The 18019-nt window shown below is 62.9% G+C and carries 17 protein-coding genes and 1 pseudogene; 12 read left to right on the top strand and 6 right to left on the bottom strand.

Going from position 1 to position 18019, the window contains the following annotated elements; all coding sequences use genetic code 11:
* The first annotated feature begins 8 nt into the window (after positions 1 to 8).
* Positions 9 to 644, top strand: a complete 636-nt coding sequence (gene maiA, locus ACM6IM_RS26650) for a maleylacetoacetate isomerase (protein ID WP_414866747.1) — start codon at positions 9 to 11, stop codon at positions 642 to 644.
* A gap of 117 nt (positions 645 to 761) precedes the next feature.
* Here the strand turns inward: maiA and ACM6IM_RS26645 are convergent, their stop codons facing one another.
* Positions 762 to 1565 carry a SirB1 family protein gene (locus tag ACM6IM_RS26645; RefSeq protein ID WP_414866746.1) on the bottom strand — a complete coding sequence of 268 codons (804 nt, stop codon included), beginning with the start codon at positions 1563 to 1565 and terminating at the stop codon, positions 762 to 764.
* A 173-nt stretch (positions 1566 to 1738) separates the two neighbouring features.
* On the opposite strand from ACM6IM_RS26645, the gene ACM6IM_RS26640 reads away from it, so the two are divergent.
* Entirely contained in the window at positions 1739 to 2758 is a 1020-nt protein-coding gene (locus ACM6IM_RS26640) for a Glu/Leu/Phe/Val dehydrogenase family protein (RefSeq protein ID WP_201194743.1), read from the top strand.
* A gap of 176 nt (positions 2759 to 2934) precedes the next feature.
* Here the strand turns inward: ACM6IM_RS26640 and ACM6IM_RS26635 are convergent.
* Positions 2935 to 3174: pseudogene (locus ACM6IM_RS26635) on the bottom strand (YebG family protein); the annotation flags it as partial.
* A gap of 283 nt (positions 3175 to 3457) precedes the next feature.
* On the opposite strand from ACM6IM_RS26635, the gene ACM6IM_RS26630 reads away from it, so the two are divergent.
* A complete protein-coding gene (locus ACM6IM_RS26630; RefSeq protein WP_192309824.1) occupies positions 3458 to 3958 on the top strand; it encodes a phosphate-starvation-inducible protein PsiE in 501 nt (166 codons plus the stop codon).
* Here ACM6IM_RS26630 and ACM6IM_RS26625 read toward each other — a convergent pair.
* Positions 3955 to 4272, bottom strand: a complete 318-nt coding sequence (locus ACM6IM_RS26625) for a DUF3509 domain-containing protein (RefSeq protein WP_192309825.1) — start codon at positions 4270 to 4272, stop codon at positions 3955 to 3957. The genes ACM6IM_RS26630 and ACM6IM_RS26625 overlap by 4 nt on opposite strands.
* A gap of 505 nt (positions 4273 to 4777) precedes the next feature.
* Between ACM6IM_RS26625 and ACM6IM_RS26620 the strand changes: the two genes are divergently transcribed.
* The 7 genes from ACM6IM_RS26620 (at position 4778) to ACM6IM_RS26590 (ending at position 11820) form a co-directional block, all read left to right on the top strand.
* Complete coding sequence (locus ACM6IM_RS26620) at positions 4778 to 5185, top strand: HPF/RaiA family ribosome-associated protein (protein WP_192309826.1); 408 nt, start codon at positions 4778 to 4780, stop codon at positions 5183 to 5185.
* A 222-nt stretch (positions 5186 to 5407) separates the two neighbouring features.
* On the top strand, positions 5408 to 5713 hold the full coding sequence (locus ACM6IM_RS26615; protein ID WP_414866745.1) for a DUF3649 domain-containing protein: 306 nt from the start codon (positions 5408 to 5410) through the stop codon (positions 5711 to 5713).
* Positions 5710 to 7290 carry a PepSY-associated TM helix domain-containing protein gene (locus ACM6IM_RS26610; RefSeq protein ID WP_414866744.1) on the top strand — a complete coding sequence of 527 codons (1581 nt, stop codon included), beginning with the start codon at positions 5710 to 5712 and terminating at the stop codon, positions 7288 to 7290. Before ACM6IM_RS26615 ends, ACM6IM_RS26610 begins: the two co-directional genes overlap by 4 nt.
* Positions 7291 to 7614 carry a DUF3325 domain-containing protein gene (locus tag ACM6IM_RS26605; RefSeq protein ID WP_201194753.1) on the top strand — a complete coding sequence of 108 codons (324 nt, stop codon included), beginning with the start codon at positions 7291 to 7293 and terminating at the stop codon, positions 7612 to 7614.
* A gap of 6 nt (positions 7615 to 7620) precedes the next feature.
* Positions 7621 to 8184, top strand: coding sequence for an RNA polymerase sigma factor (locus ACM6IM_RS26600; RefSeq protein WP_201194755.1), 564 nt, complete (start codon positions 7621 to 7623; stop codon positions 8182 to 8184).
* A complete protein-coding gene (locus ACM6IM_RS26595; protein WP_414866743.1) occupies positions 8181 to 9167 on the top strand; it encodes a FecR family protein in 987 nt (328 codons plus the stop codon). The genes ACM6IM_RS26600 and ACM6IM_RS26595 overlap by 4 nt, the downstream gene beginning before the upstream one ends.
* 223 nt (positions 9168 to 9390) lie before the next feature.
* A complete protein-coding gene (locus ACM6IM_RS26590; protein ID WP_414866742.1) occupies positions 9391 to 11820 on the top strand; it encodes a TonB-dependent siderophore receptor in 2430 nt (809 codons plus the stop codon).
* A gap of 114 nt (positions 11821 to 11934) precedes the next feature.
* Here ACM6IM_RS26590 and ACM6IM_RS26585 read toward each other — a convergent pair whose 3' ends face one another.
* Positions 11935 to 12810 (bottom strand): helix-turn-helix domain-containing protein, encoded by an 876-nt coding sequence (locus ACM6IM_RS26585; RefSeq protein ID WP_414866741.1) that lies wholly within the window; start codon positions 12808 to 12810, stop codon positions 11935 to 11937.
* Between the two features lie 136 nt (positions 12811 to 12946).
* On the opposite strand from ACM6IM_RS26585, the gene ACM6IM_RS26580 reads away from it, so the two are divergent.
* Entirely contained in the window at positions 12947 to 13849 is a 903-nt protein-coding gene (locus ACM6IM_RS26580) for a DMT family transporter (RefSeq protein WP_192309849.1), read from the top strand.
* A 232-nt stretch (positions 13850 to 14081) separates the two neighbouring features.
* Here the strand turns inward: ACM6IM_RS26580 and ACM6IM_RS26575 are convergent, their stop codons facing one another.
* Positions 14082 to 15056 carry a 2-hydroxyacid dehydrogenase gene (locus ACM6IM_RS26575; protein ID WP_201194768.1) on the bottom strand — a complete coding sequence of 325 codons (975 nt, stop codon included), beginning with the start codon at positions 15054 to 15056 and terminating at the stop codon, positions 14082 to 14084.
* A 171-nt stretch (positions 15057 to 15227) separates the two neighbouring features.
* The gene (locus tag ACM6IM_RS26570; RefSeq protein WP_192309853.1) at positions 15228 to 16196 is read right to left on the bottom strand and encodes a LysR family transcriptional regulator; all 969 of its coding nucleotides are present in this window, start codon (positions 16194 to 16196) and stop codon (positions 15228 to 15230) included.
* A gap of 276 nt (positions 16197 to 16472) precedes the next feature.
* Between ACM6IM_RS26570 and ACM6IM_RS26565 the strand changes: the two genes are divergently transcribed.
* A complete protein-coding gene (locus tag ACM6IM_RS26565; protein ID WP_414866740.1) occupies positions 16473 to 17972 on the top strand; it encodes an efflux transporter outer membrane subunit in 1500 nt (499 codons plus the stop codon).
* Positions 17973 to 18019: the final 47 nt, after the last annotated feature.

Genomic DNA, 18019 nt, shown 5'->3' with positions numbered 1-18019 from the left:
AGCGAGGTATGGAGCTCTACACCTACTACCGTTCGACTTCGTCCTATCGGGTGCGGATTGCGCTGGCGCTCAAGGGGCTGGATTACCAGGCATTGCCAATCAATCTCGTCGCACCGCCCGGCGGCGAGCATCGCCAGGCGCCTTACCTGAGCATCAACCCACAAGGCCGGGTGCCGGCCTTGCGCACCGAAGAGGGGGCGCTGCTGATCCAGTCACCGGCGATCATCGAGTACCTGGAAGAACGTTATCCACAGGTGCCGCTGCTGTCGAAAAGCCTCGCTGCCCGCGCCCGTGAGCGCGGTGTGGCGGCGGTCATCGGTTGCGACGTACATCCGCTGCACAACGTCAGTGTGCTCAACCGCCTGCGCCAGTGGGGGCACGATGAAACACAGGTGAGCGAGTGGATCGGTCACTGGATCGGCCAGGGTCTGGCGACGGTCGAGCAGTTGATTGGCGATGAAGGTTTTTGCTTTGGCGAGAAGCCGGGCCTGGCGGACGTGTATCTGATTGCGCAGCTTTACGCCGCCGAGCGCTTCAAGGTTTCGCTGGAGGCGTACCCACGGATTCGTCGGGTGGCGGAGCTGGCGGCGCAGCATCCCGCGTTTATCAAGGCTCACCCATCGAATCAGCCGGACACACCTTGAGGCACACGCACGAGATTGTGGGAGCGAGCCGGCTCGCGATGAGGCCCGCTCAGTCAACATCCATGGTGCCTGATACGCCGCCATCGCGAGCAGGCTCGCTCCCACAGGGGTTTGGGGTCAGTGGACGATCGAGTTGGGCGGCAAATGCCCCAGCCGTTCGGTCAGGCGAATCCGCTGGATCGGGTCGTCGGTGAGCAGCAGGGCATGCTCCAGGTCGAAGCGCTCGGCGTTCGGGCAGTCCAGCCGCTGGTAAAGACTGGCACGGGCCAGGTAGTCGGCCGTCGTGCCATTGCCCAGCTCCAGCACACGCTCGGCGTCGACCAGCGCACTGATGTAGTCGTCGTGGGAAAGGTACAGCTGGCGCAGGTTGCGCGACAGCCGCTGCAGCATTTGCCTGGGTTCGGCGGTGAGCAGGTGCTCGGCGCTGAGCTTCAGGTTCGGGCCGTATTGGCGTTGCAGCAGTTCGCGGCAATCGTTGGGGTACAGCCGGCGTCCGCCGCACGGGTCGAGCAGGTGGTCGGCCCCTGGCACCCGCAACAGGAAATGCCCCGGAAAGTTGACGCCCACCATGGGGATTTCCAGGCCCCTGGCCAGTTCCAGCGCAATCAGCCCCAGGGCCAGGGGTTGGCCGCGCCGGCGCTCCAGCACCTTGTCGAGCAATGCAGCTTGCGGGCGCAAGGGGGTGAAGTCGTCCTGGGCGAAGCCCAGGTCATTCAGGCGGCGCAACAACGGTTGCGCCAGCTCGCTCACGGACAGCATCGGCAGGCCATGACTGACGCGCTGTTGCAGGTCCCGCAGGTTGGCCAGCACCGTCGCCGGATCCACTTCCCTGTCGTGTTCGACGGCGATCCACAGCGCTGCCTCGAACAGCGCGGGCGGTGATCGTTGCAGGCAATCGAAGAAGTGTTGGCGCGGCGTCATCAGAATCTCCGGTGAATGCCTCGTTTTAGCCCCGTCGCCGACATTCGTCCAGTGGCAGGCCTGGTTATGTCCGAAACCCCGAATAGCGTCGCTGCTTATTCCGGCGTGCTTCAGCAATTTTTGGGCGCGAGCCTATACTGGCGACTACAAGAAGTGATTCGGGAGCCCTTACGATGTTCGCTCTCATGCAAAGCACTCGCCTTGAATCGCTGCATCTGAGCGTCGACCCGGTCACCGGGTTGAAGGCGGTCATTGCCATCCATAACAGCCGTCTGGGGCCCGCCCTGGGAGGTTGTCGTTACCTGGCCTATCCCAGCGACGATTCAGCGGTCGAGGATGCAATTCGCCTTGCCCGGGGCATGAGCTACAAGGCGGCGCTGGCGGGGCTCGCGCAGGGCGGCGGCGTGGCGGTGATTGTCCGTCCGGTTCACGTGGAAAATCGCGCCGCGCTGTTCGAGGCGTTCGGCCGCTGCATCAATCAGCTCGACGGTCGCTACATTACCGCGATCGACAGCGGCACCTCGGTGGCGGACATGGACTGCATCGCCCAGCAGACCCAGCATGTCACCAGTACCACCTCGGCCGGCGACCCGGCGCCCCACGCGGCGATGGGCGTGTTCACCGGCATCCGCGCCACGGCCATGGCCCGCCTGGGCAGCGATAACCTTGAAGGTCTGCGCGTGGCCATCCAGGGCCTGGGCAATGTGGGTTACGCGTTGGCCGAACAGCTGCACGCCGTGGGCGCCGAACTGTTGGTCAGCGACATCGATCAAGGCAAGGTACAACTGGCGATGGAGCAGCTCAACGCCCATCCGATTGCCAACGACGCATTGCTCAGCACCCCGTGCGACATTCTTGCGCCATGCGGCCTCGGTGGCGTGCTCAGCAGCCACAGCGTGTCGCAACTGCGTTGCTCGGCGGTGGCCGGCTCGGCGAACAATCAACTGACCCATCTGGACGTCGCCGATCAACTGGAGCGGCGGGGCATCCTCTATGCGCCGGATTACGTGATCAACTCCGGCGGGCTGATCTACGTGTCGCTCAAGCACCGGGGCGAAGAGCTGGCGACCATCACGGCCCACCTGTCGAAAATCAGTTCGCGGCTGACCGAAGTGTTCGCTCATGCCCAGGCGGAAAAACGCTCTCCGGCGCGGGTGGCGGACGAATTGGCAGAGAAAGTCCTGTACCGCTGATAGCTCGCCTTTATCCCGGGCATGAAAAAGGCCCTGAGCCATTCGACTCAGGGCCTGTTCAATCCGGGGGCCTACTTCGCTGTTTTAGCGGCCTTGGCCGGCTTGGCCGGCGCAGGTGCTTGCGCCTCTTCAACGGCCGGGGCCTGTTCTTCGGCAACTTCAACCGGCGCATGAATCAGTTCGGACAGGGCGTCCGGCTGGCTCTTGAACGCCTTGGCAAATACCTCGCGGTTCTTCGCCATGTAGATCCCGACCTCGTCCACCTGCTGTTCGCTCAGGGACGGGACGGCTTTTTGCAGCACTTCAGCCAGCAATTCGGCCAGTTCGAGCATTTTGTCATGACGGTCAGCTTCGGCTTTATCCATGAACAAGCGCTCCAGATCTCGGCTGCTGCGGTATACCACTTCGACGGCCATTCACCACCTCACATGCCTTCACGATAGTTGTCTGTTTCGACCACTGTATTTATATACAGCGAAAAGGATAAGCGAATCCCTGCGCTTTGGGTAGTGGCTTTTTAATGTAGACCGGAATCAGGATTTGTCAGCATCCCTGTCAGGTGCGACCAAACGCCACGGCGCGCGTTTTCGGGGCGCTCGCCATCATGTTGCTGGCGCCCCTGGCCTTTTTTCTGCATGCAGAACAACCGTCACGTCCAACCCGCATCATCCGCTCGAACCGAGCTAAGGAAGAATCATCGTGAAAATCAACTGGGCCGAAAACCTGCGGCAGAACGTGCATGAACTGGCCGAGTCACTGGGCAATCTGTTTGTCGAGAGCTTCCACTACCTGGCGCTGTTCGCCATTGGTGCGGTGACCGCCTGGGCGGCGGTGATGGAATTCCTGGGAATGCTCGACAAGGGCCACATCAAGATCGACGACATCCTGCTGCTGTTCATCTATCTGGAGCTGGGGGCGATGGTCGGGATTTACTTCAAGACCAATCACATGCCGGTGCGTTTCCTGATCTACGTGGCAATCACGGCGTTGACCCGCCTGTTGATCTCCAACGTCTCGCACCATAACCCGCCCGACCTCGGCATCATCTACCTGTGTGGCGGCATTCTGCTGCTGGCGTTTGCGATCCTGGTGGTGCGTTACGCCTCGTCGCAGTTCCCCTCGGTTAAGATCGACCACCCGCAACGCAAGATCGGTGCGGGTTCCGCCGAACATCCCGAGGTGGAGAAGGGCGAACTCTAAAGGCGCAGGTCCGGCCGTTGCTGCCCCTTGGCGGGCGGTGGCGGCAGGGTGCGGCTGTCGCCGTCGGTCATGGCTTCGAGGATGGTCATGGCGCTATGACCCTGCTCGATGGCAATGCCGAACTGGATGCTTTGCACCAGGCGCTTGAGGCGCTTGGGGTCGTTGCGCTGTTCGCTGCTGATCATTCGCTTGGCCACGATTCGACCGCTGTTGGACAGGGTCAGCATGATGCTGCCATCAAGCCCCTGAATGCTCAGGTTGATCTGGTAGTCCGGTGCGAAGGCATCGGTAATGATCTGAAAAGGGTTGTCCATGATGCGTCACCGCCTGATTGAACGTGCAGTTGTTGACCGGCCACGATCGGGTTGGTTCGCAACTCCGGACCACTGGGCACGTTGCAAGCGGCATGCCCATCGCAAGCGCCGCTTCTCCGGCAGGAGCGAGCTCGCTGGCGAAAAACGCGAGAACCACTCGGTACAGCGGGCTGAACGCAAGCCGCAACCGTTCATCGCAAACGGAAATTGCCGTCGAAATGTCTTCGGATTGATTGCCCGATTCAGGGCATGGAGGAGGTTTGATGAGCGCTGAAGGAGCGGCAGATGTGAGCAATTATGACAGGGAAGCGAAGCGACCCAACTCCCGACCTTACCAGCGCTTTTACCCATTGTCCGGCTTTTTTTGCGAATGAATATTTATCTTTTTTTAGGGGTTGAATTGTTCGGCGCGCAGACCGATTGTGTAAGCAAGAGGTCACGGTGACGACGCCCAAGGGCCAGCCGAAGGGGCCTCTCGCGAGCTAGCTGAAATAAGGGATGAACTATGCAAATCCAAGTCAACAGCGATAACCATATTCAAAGCAGCATCCGACTGGAGGAGTGGGTACGTACTACCATTGAGAGCACGCTCGAACGATATGAAGAGGACCTGACACGCGTCGAGGTTCACCTGCGGGACGAGAACGGCGACAAGCCGGGTCCCCACGATTTGCGCTGCCAGCTGGAGGCGCGGCCAAAAGGCCATCAACCAGTTTCCGTCACTCACAAAGCCGACACCCTGGAGCAAGCGATCGACGGTGCGGCGGAGAAACTCGAACACGCGCTGGAGCACCTGTTCGGCAAACTGCGAGGCAAGCCACGTGCCGCAGTAGTGCCGTTCGACAGGGGCACCGCCGATGCGCTGCTCGAAGATGAATTTCTCGAAAACGAACAGGCTGCACAAAACGGCTGATGCCTGATTCGCCTGTTACTGTCCACCACTGAAAACGGGCCTGCTGATGCAGGCCCGTTTTTTTGTGCCCGCTCCAGGGTGATGGGTTGCTTTGTTGTGCATCAATTTTCATCAGGCAATCGGATCTGTTTTGCGTATGAGAATATTTATCATTAATATTGCAGCCTGACTGGCCCGCAGGGCCGGCGGTGAATTCGCTTCCGAGCATCTCCAGGTCTGAACATGAAAGGCAAAACCCGTTCGCTCCCCGTGTCCTATCGGCTGGCCGTTGCCTCACGGGTGCTGGCCGCCGTGTTGGGCGGCTACATCGTCGCAGCGCTGGCCAGCGTCAGCCTGAGTTCGTGGGTGCCCATGGCCCGGGCGGACGCGGTGGTCACCGGCATGATGGCCTCGTTCCTGGCTTACCTTGGCGCGGTGATCTGGTGTTTCGCCTGTCGCACGGCAGGTCGGGCCTGGCTTGGATTGATCGTGCCGGGCCTGCTGCTGGCGGCGGTGTCGGGGTTGGCGTATTGGGTGGGGCGCTCATGAAAGAGGGTTTTCGTCAGGCGATGGCCTGGCTGCACACCTGGGCCGGCCTGACCTTCGGCTGGTTGCTGTTCGCGATTTTCCTGACCGGCACGCTCGCCTACTTCAAGGATGAAACCAGCCACTGGATGCAGCCGGAAATCCCGGCCCGTTCGGTGAGTTCCGAAGCCAGTCTGAACGTGGCGCAAAACTACCTGGAGCAACACGCGGCCGGCGCCTCGCGCTGGTTGATCGAGCTGCCGAATGCCCGCGAACCCGGCCTGTCGGTCCGCTGGCAACAGACGCCCGCCAAGCGCGGCGAGCGTGGCCAGTTCACGGAAAAACGCCTCGACCCGCAAACCGGTGCCGAAGTGCAAGGCCGGGAGACCAGCGGCGGCGAGTTCTTCTATCGCTTCCACTTCCAGCTGCAAATGCCTTATCCGTGGGGCCGCTGGCTGTCGACCATCGCGGCGATGGTGATGTTTGTCGCGCTGATCAGCGGGATCATCACTCACAAGAAAATCTTCAAGGACTTCTTCACCTTCCGCCCGCGCAAGGGCCAGCGTTCCTGGCTCGATGGCCATAACGCGGCGGCCGTGCTGGTGCTGCCGTTCCATTTGATGATCACCTACAGCAGCCTGGTGATCTTCATGTCGATGGTGATGCCGGCCAGTATTCTGGCCTCTTACAAAGGCGATGTTCGGGGGTTCTTCGACGAGGTGTTCCCGGCTTCGACGACGCCTGAGCTGTCAGGTCAGCCCGCCGCGCTGGCGCCGTTGGCTCCGCTGCTGGACAAGGCTCGCGAGCAATGGGGAGGGGGGCGGACCGGGCGTCTTACGGTGAACAATCCGGGGGACGCGAACGCCTCGGTGGTGCTGGTGCGTGACGGTGCCGATCGCGTGGTGCATGACTTCGGCAGCGCGGTGACCTTCAATGGCGTCACCGGGCAGTTGCTTGGCACGACCCCGGAGCCGTCGCTGCCGAGGGCGATTGCCGGCAGTTTCTACGGTTTGCACATGGGCCATTTCGCGGGCCCGGTGCTGCGCTGGCTGTACTTCGTTTTCGGTTTGGCGGGCACGGCGATGATCGGCACCGGGCTGGTGGTCTGGCTGGGCAAGCGTCAGCTCAAACATGCCAAGAGCGCGGCGATGCCGTTCGAGTTGCGGCTGGTGGAGGTGCTGAACATCGCTGGCATGTCCGGGCTGATGGTCGCGGTGGCGGCATTTTTCTGGGCCAATCGTCTGTTGCCGCTGGATCTGGCTGGGCGTGCGGCGTGGGAGGTGAACGCTTTCTTCATCGTCTGGGGCTTGAGTGTGCTGCACGCCGTGGTGCGCCGTGGCCGTCGGGCCTGGGTCGAGCAGTTGGCGCTGGCGGCGGTGCTGTTTGGCGCGGTACCGCTGTTGAACGCCCTGACTACGCCGTATCACCTGGGCGCCAGCCTGGCACAGGGCGATTGGGCCATGGCCGGTTTCGATCTGACCTGCCTGGCCACGGGTGTGTTCTTTACCTGGGCTGCCTGGAAAATGCAGCGCGCCGCACAGGCGGAACGCGTGATCCGGGTGCGCGCACAACCGATCACCCTTGAGCAGGAGGCGCACTGAATGCTGCTCGCCCTGTTGCTCTGTTATGTGGGTTTTACCGCCCTGTGTCTGGCGATGGATCGTCACCATGTCGAACTGTTGGGCCGTCGATCGTCCCCGCGCCGTCGTCAGGGCCTGAGGCTCGGCGGCGGATTGTTGCTGGCCTTGGCGTTGTGGCCGGCGGTGGCGTCCTCCGGTTGGGGGCTGGGGCTGGTGCAGTGGTGTGCGGTGTTGATGCTCAGTGCGTTGCTGCTGGTGCTGTTGATCCCGTACCGGCCACGCCTGGCCCTGTCGCTGGCTGGCCTGAGTCTGCTCGCCAGTCCCGTTGCCGTTTTGGCGCAGTAGACATCGATGATCAGTACGCCTCCGGACGCCCGTGACGACGAACCGCACGGCGCCCGTGCGCATTTCCTCAAGGTGTTTCTGTCCCAGCGCTCGCAAATGGAGGCGTTGGTGAACCGTCGCGTGGGCTGTCGGGCGACGGCGGCGGACCTGGTGCAGGATCTGTTTCTGCGCTTCTGGCGGCGGCCGCTGGTGCAGGTCGAAGAGCTCAGCACCTACCTGTTGCGCTGCGCCGGCAACATCGCCATCGATCATTTGCGCAGCGAAGGCACGCGGGTCCGGGTCAACGAGGGCTGGCAACCGGATGAACCGGACAGCCACGGCAGCGAACCGCAGGCGGCGCTGGAGGCCGGCAATGATTTGCGCCATGTCGAAGCGGCGTTGCGCGCATTGCCCGAGCGTACGCGGCAGATTTTCCTGCTCAATCGCATCCATGGACGCAAGTACGCCGAGATAGCCAAGGCAATGGGCTTGTCCCAAAGCGCCGTGGAAAAACATATGATGCGCGCCCTCGACGCCTGCAAGGCCAGCCTACGGGACCAAGAACCGCGCACGCCAAGGAAAGCCCCGTGAACCAGCTTGATCACGTCACCCCGACGCCCGCCCAGGAGCAGGCTGCTTTCGCCTGGCTGAGCCTGTTGCACGATCAACCCAGCAGCGGTGACCAGGCAACGTTCAGCCAATGGCTGCAAGCCGATCCGGCCCATGCCGAGGCCTACGCCCGGGCGCAGGTGGTGTGGGAGTTGAGCGAGGGGCCGGCGCGCACCCTGGCCGATGAAGACGCCTTGGCCTTGCAGCGCTACCTCAACGTGATGAATGCGCCTCGTCGCCCGAGCATTCGACGCGTGGGCGGGGCGCTGGCGATGGCGGCCTGCCTGATGTTGATGATCAGCCTCGGTGCCGGCTGGCAGCCGTTGCGCTGGGTCGATGACCTGGGGGCTGACTACGTGTCGGCGCCGGGTGAAATCCGCACCGTGACACTGGCCGATCAATCCCGGGTGACCCTCGACGCGGACAGCGCCATCGCAGTGGATTTCAGTGCCGGCGAACGCCATGTGCAGTTGCGTCGCGGCGCGGGCTTTTTCAGCGTGACGCACACCGGTGCGCCGTTCGTGGTCGACGCTGAAAAGGGCCAGGCGCGGGTGCTGGGCACGCAATTCGAAGTGCGCCTGCAGGACCACGGCGCCCAGGTCACGGTGTTGTCCGGGCGGGTGGGCGTGACGGCGCACAGGCACGCTGAACAGCAAGTCCTGGGCGCTGGCCAGCAAGTGGCTTACGGCAACGGCGTCGCGGAAAAACTTCACGCTGTGGACAGCGAGGCGCAGTTGGCGTGGCGCCAGGGCTGGCTCAACTACTACAAGGCGACCCTGGCCGAGGTGGTGGGGGATTTGCAGCGCTACTACCCGGGCAGGATTGTGCTGCTCAATGATCAACTGGCGGCGCGTCGAGTCAGTGGCAGTTTTCCGAGCAAGGATCCGCAGGCGGTGCTGGGGTCCTTGCAGGGGGTGATGGGGTTTGAGCGGGATTCTCTGGGGAGTCTGATTATTTTGCGGTGAGGCAGCCGGCCCCATCGCGAGCAGGCTCGCTCCCACAGGTTTTGCGAACCCCACCGATCACTGTGGGAGCGAGCCTGCTCGCGATGGGGCCAGAACAACCCCCCCATTACGCAACTAAAAATAATTTCAAAAATCCAGTGAGGTAAACCCGAACCCCATCCGTGTAGTGACTGAAACTGCGAGTCATTCGCATCCGTAGCGGTTCTACACAGGTCATTGAGCAATGAAGTCCAGGGCAAAATCCGGTTCGGTCAAACAGTGGTTGGGTGCTTCGGCACTGGGTATTTCGGCGTTGGCGTTGCTGCCGTTGAGCGTGGCACTGGCTGCCGAGTCCGGCACGGCGCAGCAGCAGGCGCAGTTTCGTTTCGCAATGGCCGCCAAACCGTTGCCCCAGGCCCTGAGCGACTTCAGCCGGATCACCGGCCTCAGCGTGGTCTACACCGATGAAGCCCCCTATGGTCTCACCGCACCGGCGGTCAGCGGGCAGATGAGTGCCGAACAGGCGCTGCAGCGTTTGCTCAGCGGTTCGAATTTCACCTTCCGCCGCACCGACGCCCACACCCTGGCACTGGAACCGCTGCCGACTGCAGGCGCCTTGAACCTGGGCGCCACCACCATCACCTCGGTGATGGATCAATCCATGAGCTACCAGCCGCCACCCACCAGTTCGGTGATGCGCTCCTCGGCCCTGCTCCAGGAAACGCCCCAGACCGTCAACGTGATCCCGGCCCAGGTCATCCGCGACCAGGCCCCGCGCAACCTCGACGATGCGCTGGCCAACGTCAGCGGCATCACCCAGGGCAACACGCTGGGCAGCACCCAGGACTCGGTGATGACCCGGGGGTTTGGCGACAACCGCAACGGTTCGATCATGCGCGACGGCATGCCGGTGGTGCAGGGGCGTGGCCTGAACGCCACGGTCGACCGGGTCGAAGTGCTCAAGGGGCCGGCCTCGTTGCTCTACGGCATCCAGGACCCGGGCGGTGTGGTCAACATGGTCAGCAAGAAGCCTGAACTGCAGCAGTACAACGCCCTGACCCTGCGCGGCTCGACCTATGGCGACGGCAAGAACGGCAGCGGTGGCGGCCTCGACAGCACCGGCGCGCTCGGCGATTCCGGGTTGGCGTACCGCCTGGTGCTGGACCACGAGGACGAAGATTACTGGCGCAACTTCGGCACCCACCGCGAGTCCCTGGTGGCGCCTTCGCTGGCCTGGTTCGGCGAGCGCACCACGCTGTTGTTCGCCTACGAACACCGCGAATTCCTGACCCCGTTCGACCGTGGCACGCTGATCGACCCGCGTGACAACCATCCGCTGGACGTCTCCCGCGACCGGCGGCTCGACGAGCCCTTCAACAACATGGAAGGGCGCTCGGACCTCTATCATTTCGAAGCCGATCACGAGCTCAACGACAACTGGAAGGCTCACCTGGGCTACAGCTGGAACCGTGAAACCTACGACGCCAGCCAGGTGCGCGTCACGGCCATCAACACCGACAAGGGCACGCTGACCCGCAGCATGGACGGCACCCAGAACGCGATCAGCACCGACCGCTTCACCACCGCCAGCTTCGAAGGCAAGGTCACTGCGCTGGGCATGCAACATGACCTGGTGTTCGGCATCGACGACGAGTACCGCAAGATCTATCGCGAGGACCTGATTCGCCAGAAGAGCCTGACCACCTTCAGCTACCTCAACCCGGTCTACGGCCGCGAAGTCGAAGGCACCACCGTCAGCCCGGCCGACAGCGCGCAGACCGACGAGCTGCGCAGCAATTCAGCGTTCATGCAGGACTCCATCCACCTCACCGACCAATGGATTCTGGTCGCTGGCGCGCGTTTCCAGACGTATGACCAGTACGCGGGCAAGGGCGTGCCCTTCAAGGCCAACACCGACGGCAATGGCCAGAAGTGGGTGCCGCGCGCCGGCCTGGTCTATCGCTACACCGATGAGCTGTCGTTCTACGGCAGCTACACCGAATCGTTCAAGCCCAATTCGACCATCGCCCCGCTGAGTGGCAGCAGCACGGTGCTCGACGGTAGCGTGGCGCCGGAAGAAGCCAAGTCCTGGGAGATCGGCGCCAAGCTCGACATGCCGGGGCGCATCACGGGTAACGTCGCGCTGTTCGACATCAAGAAACGCAACGTGCTGGTGGCCAACTCCGAAGGCCCGGTGACGCTCTACAGTGCAGCGGGTGAAGTGCGCTCGCGTGGCCTGGAAGTGGATGTGTCCGGCCAGCTCAGCGACCGCTGGAGCCTGATCGGCAGCTATGCCTACACCGATGCCGAAGTCACCGAAGACCCGACCTACAAAGGCAAAGCGCTGCAGAACGTGGCAAAGAATTCCGGTTCGTTGTCGGCGGTCTACGACTTCGGCACCCTCGTTGGCGGCGATCAGTTGCGGGTCGGCGCGGGCGCGCGTTATGTCGGTGAACGGGCGGGTAACGCCGTGAATGATTTCGACCTGCCGAGCTACACCGTGGCCGACGCGTTCGCCACCTACGAGACCAGACTCGAGGGGCAGAAGGTCAAGTTTCAGCTCAACGTGAAAAACCTGTTCGACCGTACTTACTACACGTCGGCGGCGAGTCGGTTCTTTGTGTCGATGGGGGATTCGCGGCAGGTGACGTTGTCCAGCACCTTGGAGTTCTGATCCGGGACCGTGTCGCTTCTATCGCGAGCAGGCTCGCCCCCACAGGGAGAAGCCTTGCAAAGGTGGGAGCGAGCCTGCTCGCGATGGCGGGCGGTCAGGCAGCTAAAAACTCGGCTAGCGCAAAAACGCCTGCCGATACTCCCCGGGCGTCCCACCCAGTACCTGGCGGAACCGGTTGGTGAAGTGACTGGCGCTGGCGAACCCGCAGGTCAGCGCGATCTCCCCCAGAGGCTGCGAAGTGCTGCGCAACAACTCCCGCGCCCGCTCCAGTCGCCGCGCCAGTACATATTGGTGCGGCGGCAAGCCGAAGCTCTCGCGGAACATCCGCGCAAAGTGATATTCGGACAGCGCACACAACCCGGCCAGTTGCCCCAGGCTGATGGCCTCGGCCAATTGGTTGTCGATGAATTCCACCAACTGCCGGCGTTGATGCGCGGCCAATCCACCCTTGAGCCGCAGGCCGTCGCGCAGGCCCACCTGGCCGAGCAGGACGTGGCTGAGCATTTCGTGAGCCAGGCTGCTGGTGAGCAGGCGCTCGCCCGGTTCATCCCAATTGAGCGTGAGCATCTGGCGAAAGCGCCGGGCCTGCTGCGGGTCGTCGAGGAAGGTGCGCTCGCGCAGCTGCAGCTCACGGGGCTCGCGATCCAGTAACGTGACGCAGCCAAGGGCGAACTGTTGCGCGCTGAAATACAGGTGGGCCAGGCGAATATTGCCGTTGATCACCCAGCCCGACTGGTGCTCGGCGGGCAGGATGCACAGCTTGTCCGGGCCGCCCTTGGTGCCGGGCTGGTCGCGGCGAAAGGTGCCGGTGCCGCCGGCGATGTAGCAGGACAGCGTGTGGTGGCCCGGCGCTTGGTAATCCTGGGCGTCGTGGTGGTTGCTCCACAAGGCTGCAGCCATGCCGTCACCGAGCTCGGCGCTGTGCTCGAGGCGAGCATGGGGCGAGCGGTTGAGGGCTTGAAAGACTTGCAGTGATTCCAGTGCGGGCATGATCTGTTCTCCAACGCCTTGCATCCTACTCCGTAGACGCCGGCCTGCCAGCCCGTGCGCCGACAAAAGCGCAAGTTTGTGCAAGTGCGAAGGCAACGGGCACGGGACACTGGAGGCCTATCGAGGAGTGTGTGCCATGAACCTTTCGCTGTACCTGCTGACCGTGCTGATCTGGGGCACCACCTGGATTGCCCTGAAATGGCAATTGGGCGTGGTGGCCATACCGGTGTCGATCGTCTATCGCTTCGGCCTCGCCGCGCTGGTGCTGTTCGTCATGTTGCTGCTCAGTCGCAAGCTGCAAGTGATGAATCGGCGCGGGCACCTGATCTGCCTGGCGCAGGGGTTGTGCCTGTTCTGCCTCAACTTCATGTGTTTCCTGACCGCGAGCCAGTGGATACCGAGCGGCCTGGTGGCGGTGGTGTTTTCCACGGCCACGTTGTGGAACGCCCTGAATGCGCGGGTGTTCTTCGGCCAGAAGATCGCGCGTAACGTGCTGTTGGGTGGCGCGTCGGGGCTGCTCGGGCTGGGGCTGCTGTTCTGGCCGGAACTGGTGGGCCACACCGCGAGCCCGCAGACCTTGCTCGGCCTGGGCCTGGCGCTGCTTGGCACGCTGTGCTTCTCGGCGGGCAACATGCTGTCGAGCCTGCAACAGAAGGCCGGCCTGAGGCCATTGACCACCAACGCCTGGGGCATGGCCTATGGCGCGGCGATGCTGTCGGTGTGGTGCCTGTTCAAGGGCATTCCCTTCGAGATGGAATGGAATGCGCGCTACATCGGCTCGTTGCTGTACCTGGTCATCCCCGGCTCAGTGATCGGTTTCACCGCCTACCTGACACTGGTCGGGCGCATGGGCCCCGAACGTGCCGCCTATTGCACGGTGCTGTTCCCGGTGGTGGCACTCAATGTGTCGGCGTTCGCCGAAGGCTACCAGTGGACGGCCCCTGCGTTGGCCGGGCTGGTGCTGGTGATGCTGGGCAACGTGTTGGTGTTCCGTAAACCCGGTCCGCTAAGGGTCCCGGGCAACGGCAAGCTGGCGTGAACATCGGCGGATCGAGCGCATTGATTCAGCGTTCGATCCGCATCACCAGATAAATCAATAGCGGCAGGATGAACACGACAACAGATCGAACCCATTCCCTGTCATTCCAGTGTTTCGATTCATCCCTGTTGAACACGGGACGCCGATGACGTGAAAGCACACGTAGACTGCGGGCTGGACTGAATTGCAAGGTGTGCAACGGGCAGACGCCGACAACGTCTGCCCGTGTTGATCAGCCTTTCCAGACTTGCGGGTTCACCAGGTCCTGCGGGCGTTCACCCAACAGCGCACTGCGCAGGTTGGCCAGGGCGCGATTGGCCATGGCTTCACGGGTTTCGTGGGTCGCCGAGCCGATGTGCGGCAAGGTCACGGCGTTTTTCAGCTGGAACAGTGGCGATTCGCCGAGGGGTTCCTTCTCGTACACATCCAGGCCGGCGCCGCGAATCCGGTTGTTTTGCAGCGCCTCGATCAGCGCCGGTTCGTCCACCACCGGACCACGGGCTATGTTGATCAGAATCGCGCTGGACTTCATCAGCGCCAGTTCGCGATGGCTGATCAGATGCCGGGTCTTTTCGCTGAGCGGCACCACCAGGCAGACGAAATCGGCTTCGGCCAGCAACTCGTCAAGGCTGCGAAACTGCGCGCCGAGTTCCTGTTCCAGCGCGCTCTTGCGGCTGTTGCCGCTGTAGAGGATCGGCATGTTGAAGCCGAGTCGGCCGCGACGGGCAACGGCGGCGCCGATGTTGCCCATGCCGACGATGCCCAGGGTCTTGCCATGCACGTCGGTGCCGAACAGCGGGGCACCGACCGAGGCCTGCCATTGGCCGGCCTTGGTCCAGGCATCCAGTTCAGCCACGCGGCGGGCGCTGCTCATGAGCAGGGCGAAGGCCAGGTCGGCGGTACTTTCGGTGAGCACATCGGGCGTGTTGGTCAGCATGATCCCGCGTTCGTTGAAGTACGGGACGTCATAGTTGTCGTAGCCCACCGACACACTGGACACCACTTGCAGCTTGCTCGCGTTCTCCAGTTGCGCCCGGCCGAGCTTGCGGCCCACGCCAATCAGGCCGTGGGCGTGGGGCAGGGCTTCATTGAATTGCGCATTGATGTCACCGGCCTTGGGGTTCGGCACGATGACCTCGAAGTCCTGCTTGAGGTGTTCGATCATTTCAGGCGAGATGCGGCTGAAGGCGAGGACGGTCTTTTTCATGGGTGGCGGGCTCGTCGGGCATGGAGAATGCCAAGCACGCTAACATTCTTTCCCCTGTGGGAGCGAGCCTGCTCGCGATGAGCCCACTGACAACGCGCACGAGCACTGAAAGCGTCATCGTTGACGATCATCGCGAGCAGGCTCGCTCCCACAAGGGGGGCGGGAGCGAAATCAGGTGGCCAGTCGCGCGCCGCTCAGGCTTCCGCTCAACTCATACGCCGCCAACTCTGCCTGATGCGCCGCGAGGATTTCCGGCAACGAACCCCGCAGGTACTCGACCCAGGTCTTGATCTTCGCGTCCAGGTACTGGCGCGACGGGTAGATCGCATACAGGTTCAGTTCCTGCGAGCGGTAGTTGGGCATCATGCGCACCAGCGAGCCGTTGCGCAGTCCTTCAATCGCGGCGTACACCGGCAGCACGCCAACCCCCATGCCACTGATGATCGCGGTCTTCATCGCGTCGGCGGAGTTCACCAGGAACGGCGAGCTGTTGATGGTGACTATCTCCTGGCCTTCCGGGCCGTCGAAGGCCCACTTCTCCAGTGGAATCACCGGGCTGACCAGGCGCAGGCAGGCATGGTTGAGCAGGTCGCTGGGCTTTTGCGCACAGCCGTTGGCTTTTACATAGGCTGGCGAGGCGCAGACGATGCTGTAGGTGATGCCCAGGCGCTGGGAAACAAACCCCGAGTCCGGCAACTCGCTGGCCAGGACGATGGACACGTCGTAACCCTCGTCCAGCAGGTCCGGCACGCGGTTGGCCAGGGTCAGGTCGAATGTCACGTCGGGATGCGTCTTGCGGTAGCGGGCGATGGCATCGATGACGAAGTGCTGACCGATACCGGTCATGGTGTGCACCTTGAGCTGGCCGGCCGGGCGCGAATGGGCATCGCTGGCCTCGGCCTCGGCTTCTTCGACATACGCCAGGATCTGCTCGCAACGCAGCAGGTAACGCTTGCCGGCCTCGGTCAGGGCGATGCGCCGGGTGGTGCGGTTGAGCAGGCGGGTTTGCAGGTGGGCTTCCAGGTTGGAAACCGCGCGCGAGACGTTGGCCGTCGTGGTATCGAGTTGTACGGCGGCAGCGGTGAAGCTGCCCGCTTCGGCCACGTAGCTGAAGGCGCGCATGTTTTGCAGGGTGTCCATGGAGTGCTCTCGGGTGCGATGGCAAATTGTGACACGAAGTTTCAGGGTCTGAGACCCCCGACTTAGGGATTATCGCGCGAACGGTAATAAAGATTCACAGGAATTCCAGCTTATCGCCTTACAGGGTCCCTCATAGAATTGCCTGTCTGTGGGAGCGGGCTTGCTCGCGAAAACGGTTTGGTGGTCACTTTCCATGTTGACTGAGCAACCGCTTTCGCGAGCAAGCCCGCTCCCACAAGGACCCTTGCGCCTCCCTCACCTCAGGAAATTGCAGCAGTGCCGCGTCGCATTAAAGGAGCGTTTCAGACGCTCAGTGTTCTGGCTTTAACCCTGGCAATCAGCGGCTGCATCGGAACCGGAGGCATTGCCCCGCAAGGCAAGGCACTGGACGCCAATTCCCTGGCCACCGACGAAGCGATCCAGAGCGCCGCGCGAGACGCCAACTGGCCCTCGACGCAATGGTGGCAAGCCTATGGCGACCCGCAACTGAACCACTGGATCGACCGTGCGCTGCAAGGCAGCCCGACCATGGCGATGGCGGCTGCGCGGGTACGCCAGGCCAAAGCCATGGCCGGCATCGCCGAGTCGGCCGAGTCGCTGCAGATCAATGGCGAGTCGACCCTCAAACGCCACAACTGGCCCACCGACCCGTTCTATGGGCCTGGCGACCTGGCCAACACCACGACCTGGGACAACAACGCCGCGCTGGGCTTCAGCTACGCCCTCGACCTGTGGGGCCGCGAAAGCAACAGCACCGAGCGTGCCGTCGACCTGGCGCACATGAGCGCCGCAGAAGCGCGCCAGGCCCAGCTCGAGTTGCAGAACAACATCGTGCGCGCCTACATCGAACTGTCGCTGCACTACGCACAGCGCGACATCGTGGCGGCGACCCTGAAACAGCAACAGCAGATCCTCGACCTGGCACAAAAACGCCTCGACGGCGGCATTGGTACGCACTTCGAGGTCAGCCAGGCCGAGACGCCATTGCCGGAAACCCATCGCCAGCTCGACGCGCTCAACGAAGAAATCGCCTTGAGCCGCAATCAACTGGCGGCCTTGGCGGGCCTTGGCCCGGGTGAGGGGGCGCCGTTGCAGCGACCGACGCTGATCCTGGGCGCGCCATTGAAACTACCGTCGTCGTTGCCGGCGCAATTGCTCGGCCAACGCCCGGACGTGGTCGCCAGTCGCTGGCAAGTGGCGGCGCAGGCCCGTGGCATCGACGTCGCGCACGCCGGTTTCTACCCCAACGTCGATCTGGTCGGCAGCCTCGGCTACATGGCCACCGGTGGCGGTGCACTGGAGTTCCTGACAGGCAGGAAGCTCAATTACAGCGTCGGCCCGGCGATCTCGTTGCCGATTTTCGACGGTGGCCGCCTGCGTGCCGAACTGGGCGAAGCGTCCGCCGGGTATGACATCGCCGTGGCCAGGTACAACCAGACACTGGTCAATGCGTTGAAGAACATTTCCGATCAATTGATTCGCCGCGAATCCATGGACAAGCAGCAGGACTTCGCCGCCGAGTCCGTCGCCACCGCGCAGAAAACCTACGACATCGCGATGATTGCCTACCAACGCGGGCTCACCGATTACCTCAACGTGCTCAACGCCCAGACCCTGCTGTTCAAACAGCAACAGGTCCAGCAGCAGGTCCAGGCCGCGCGCCTCAGCGCCCATGCCGAGCTGGTGACGGCGCTCGGCGGCGGGCTGGGCGCGGGCAATGATGTGCCCAAGGACAGTCGGACGCTGCCCCCGAAAAAACCGGCCATGCTCAATTGAACATCGTATCCAGGGTGGGAGCGAGCTTGCTCGCGATAGCGGCCTGT

It is taken from the genome of Pseudomonas sp. IT-P12 (assembly GCF_949767465.1).
Lineage (GTDB): Bacteria > Pseudomonadota > Gammaproteobacteria > Pseudomonadales > Pseudomonadaceae > Aquipseudomonas.
This window is presented reverse-complemented; position numbering and strand designations above follow the sequence as displayed.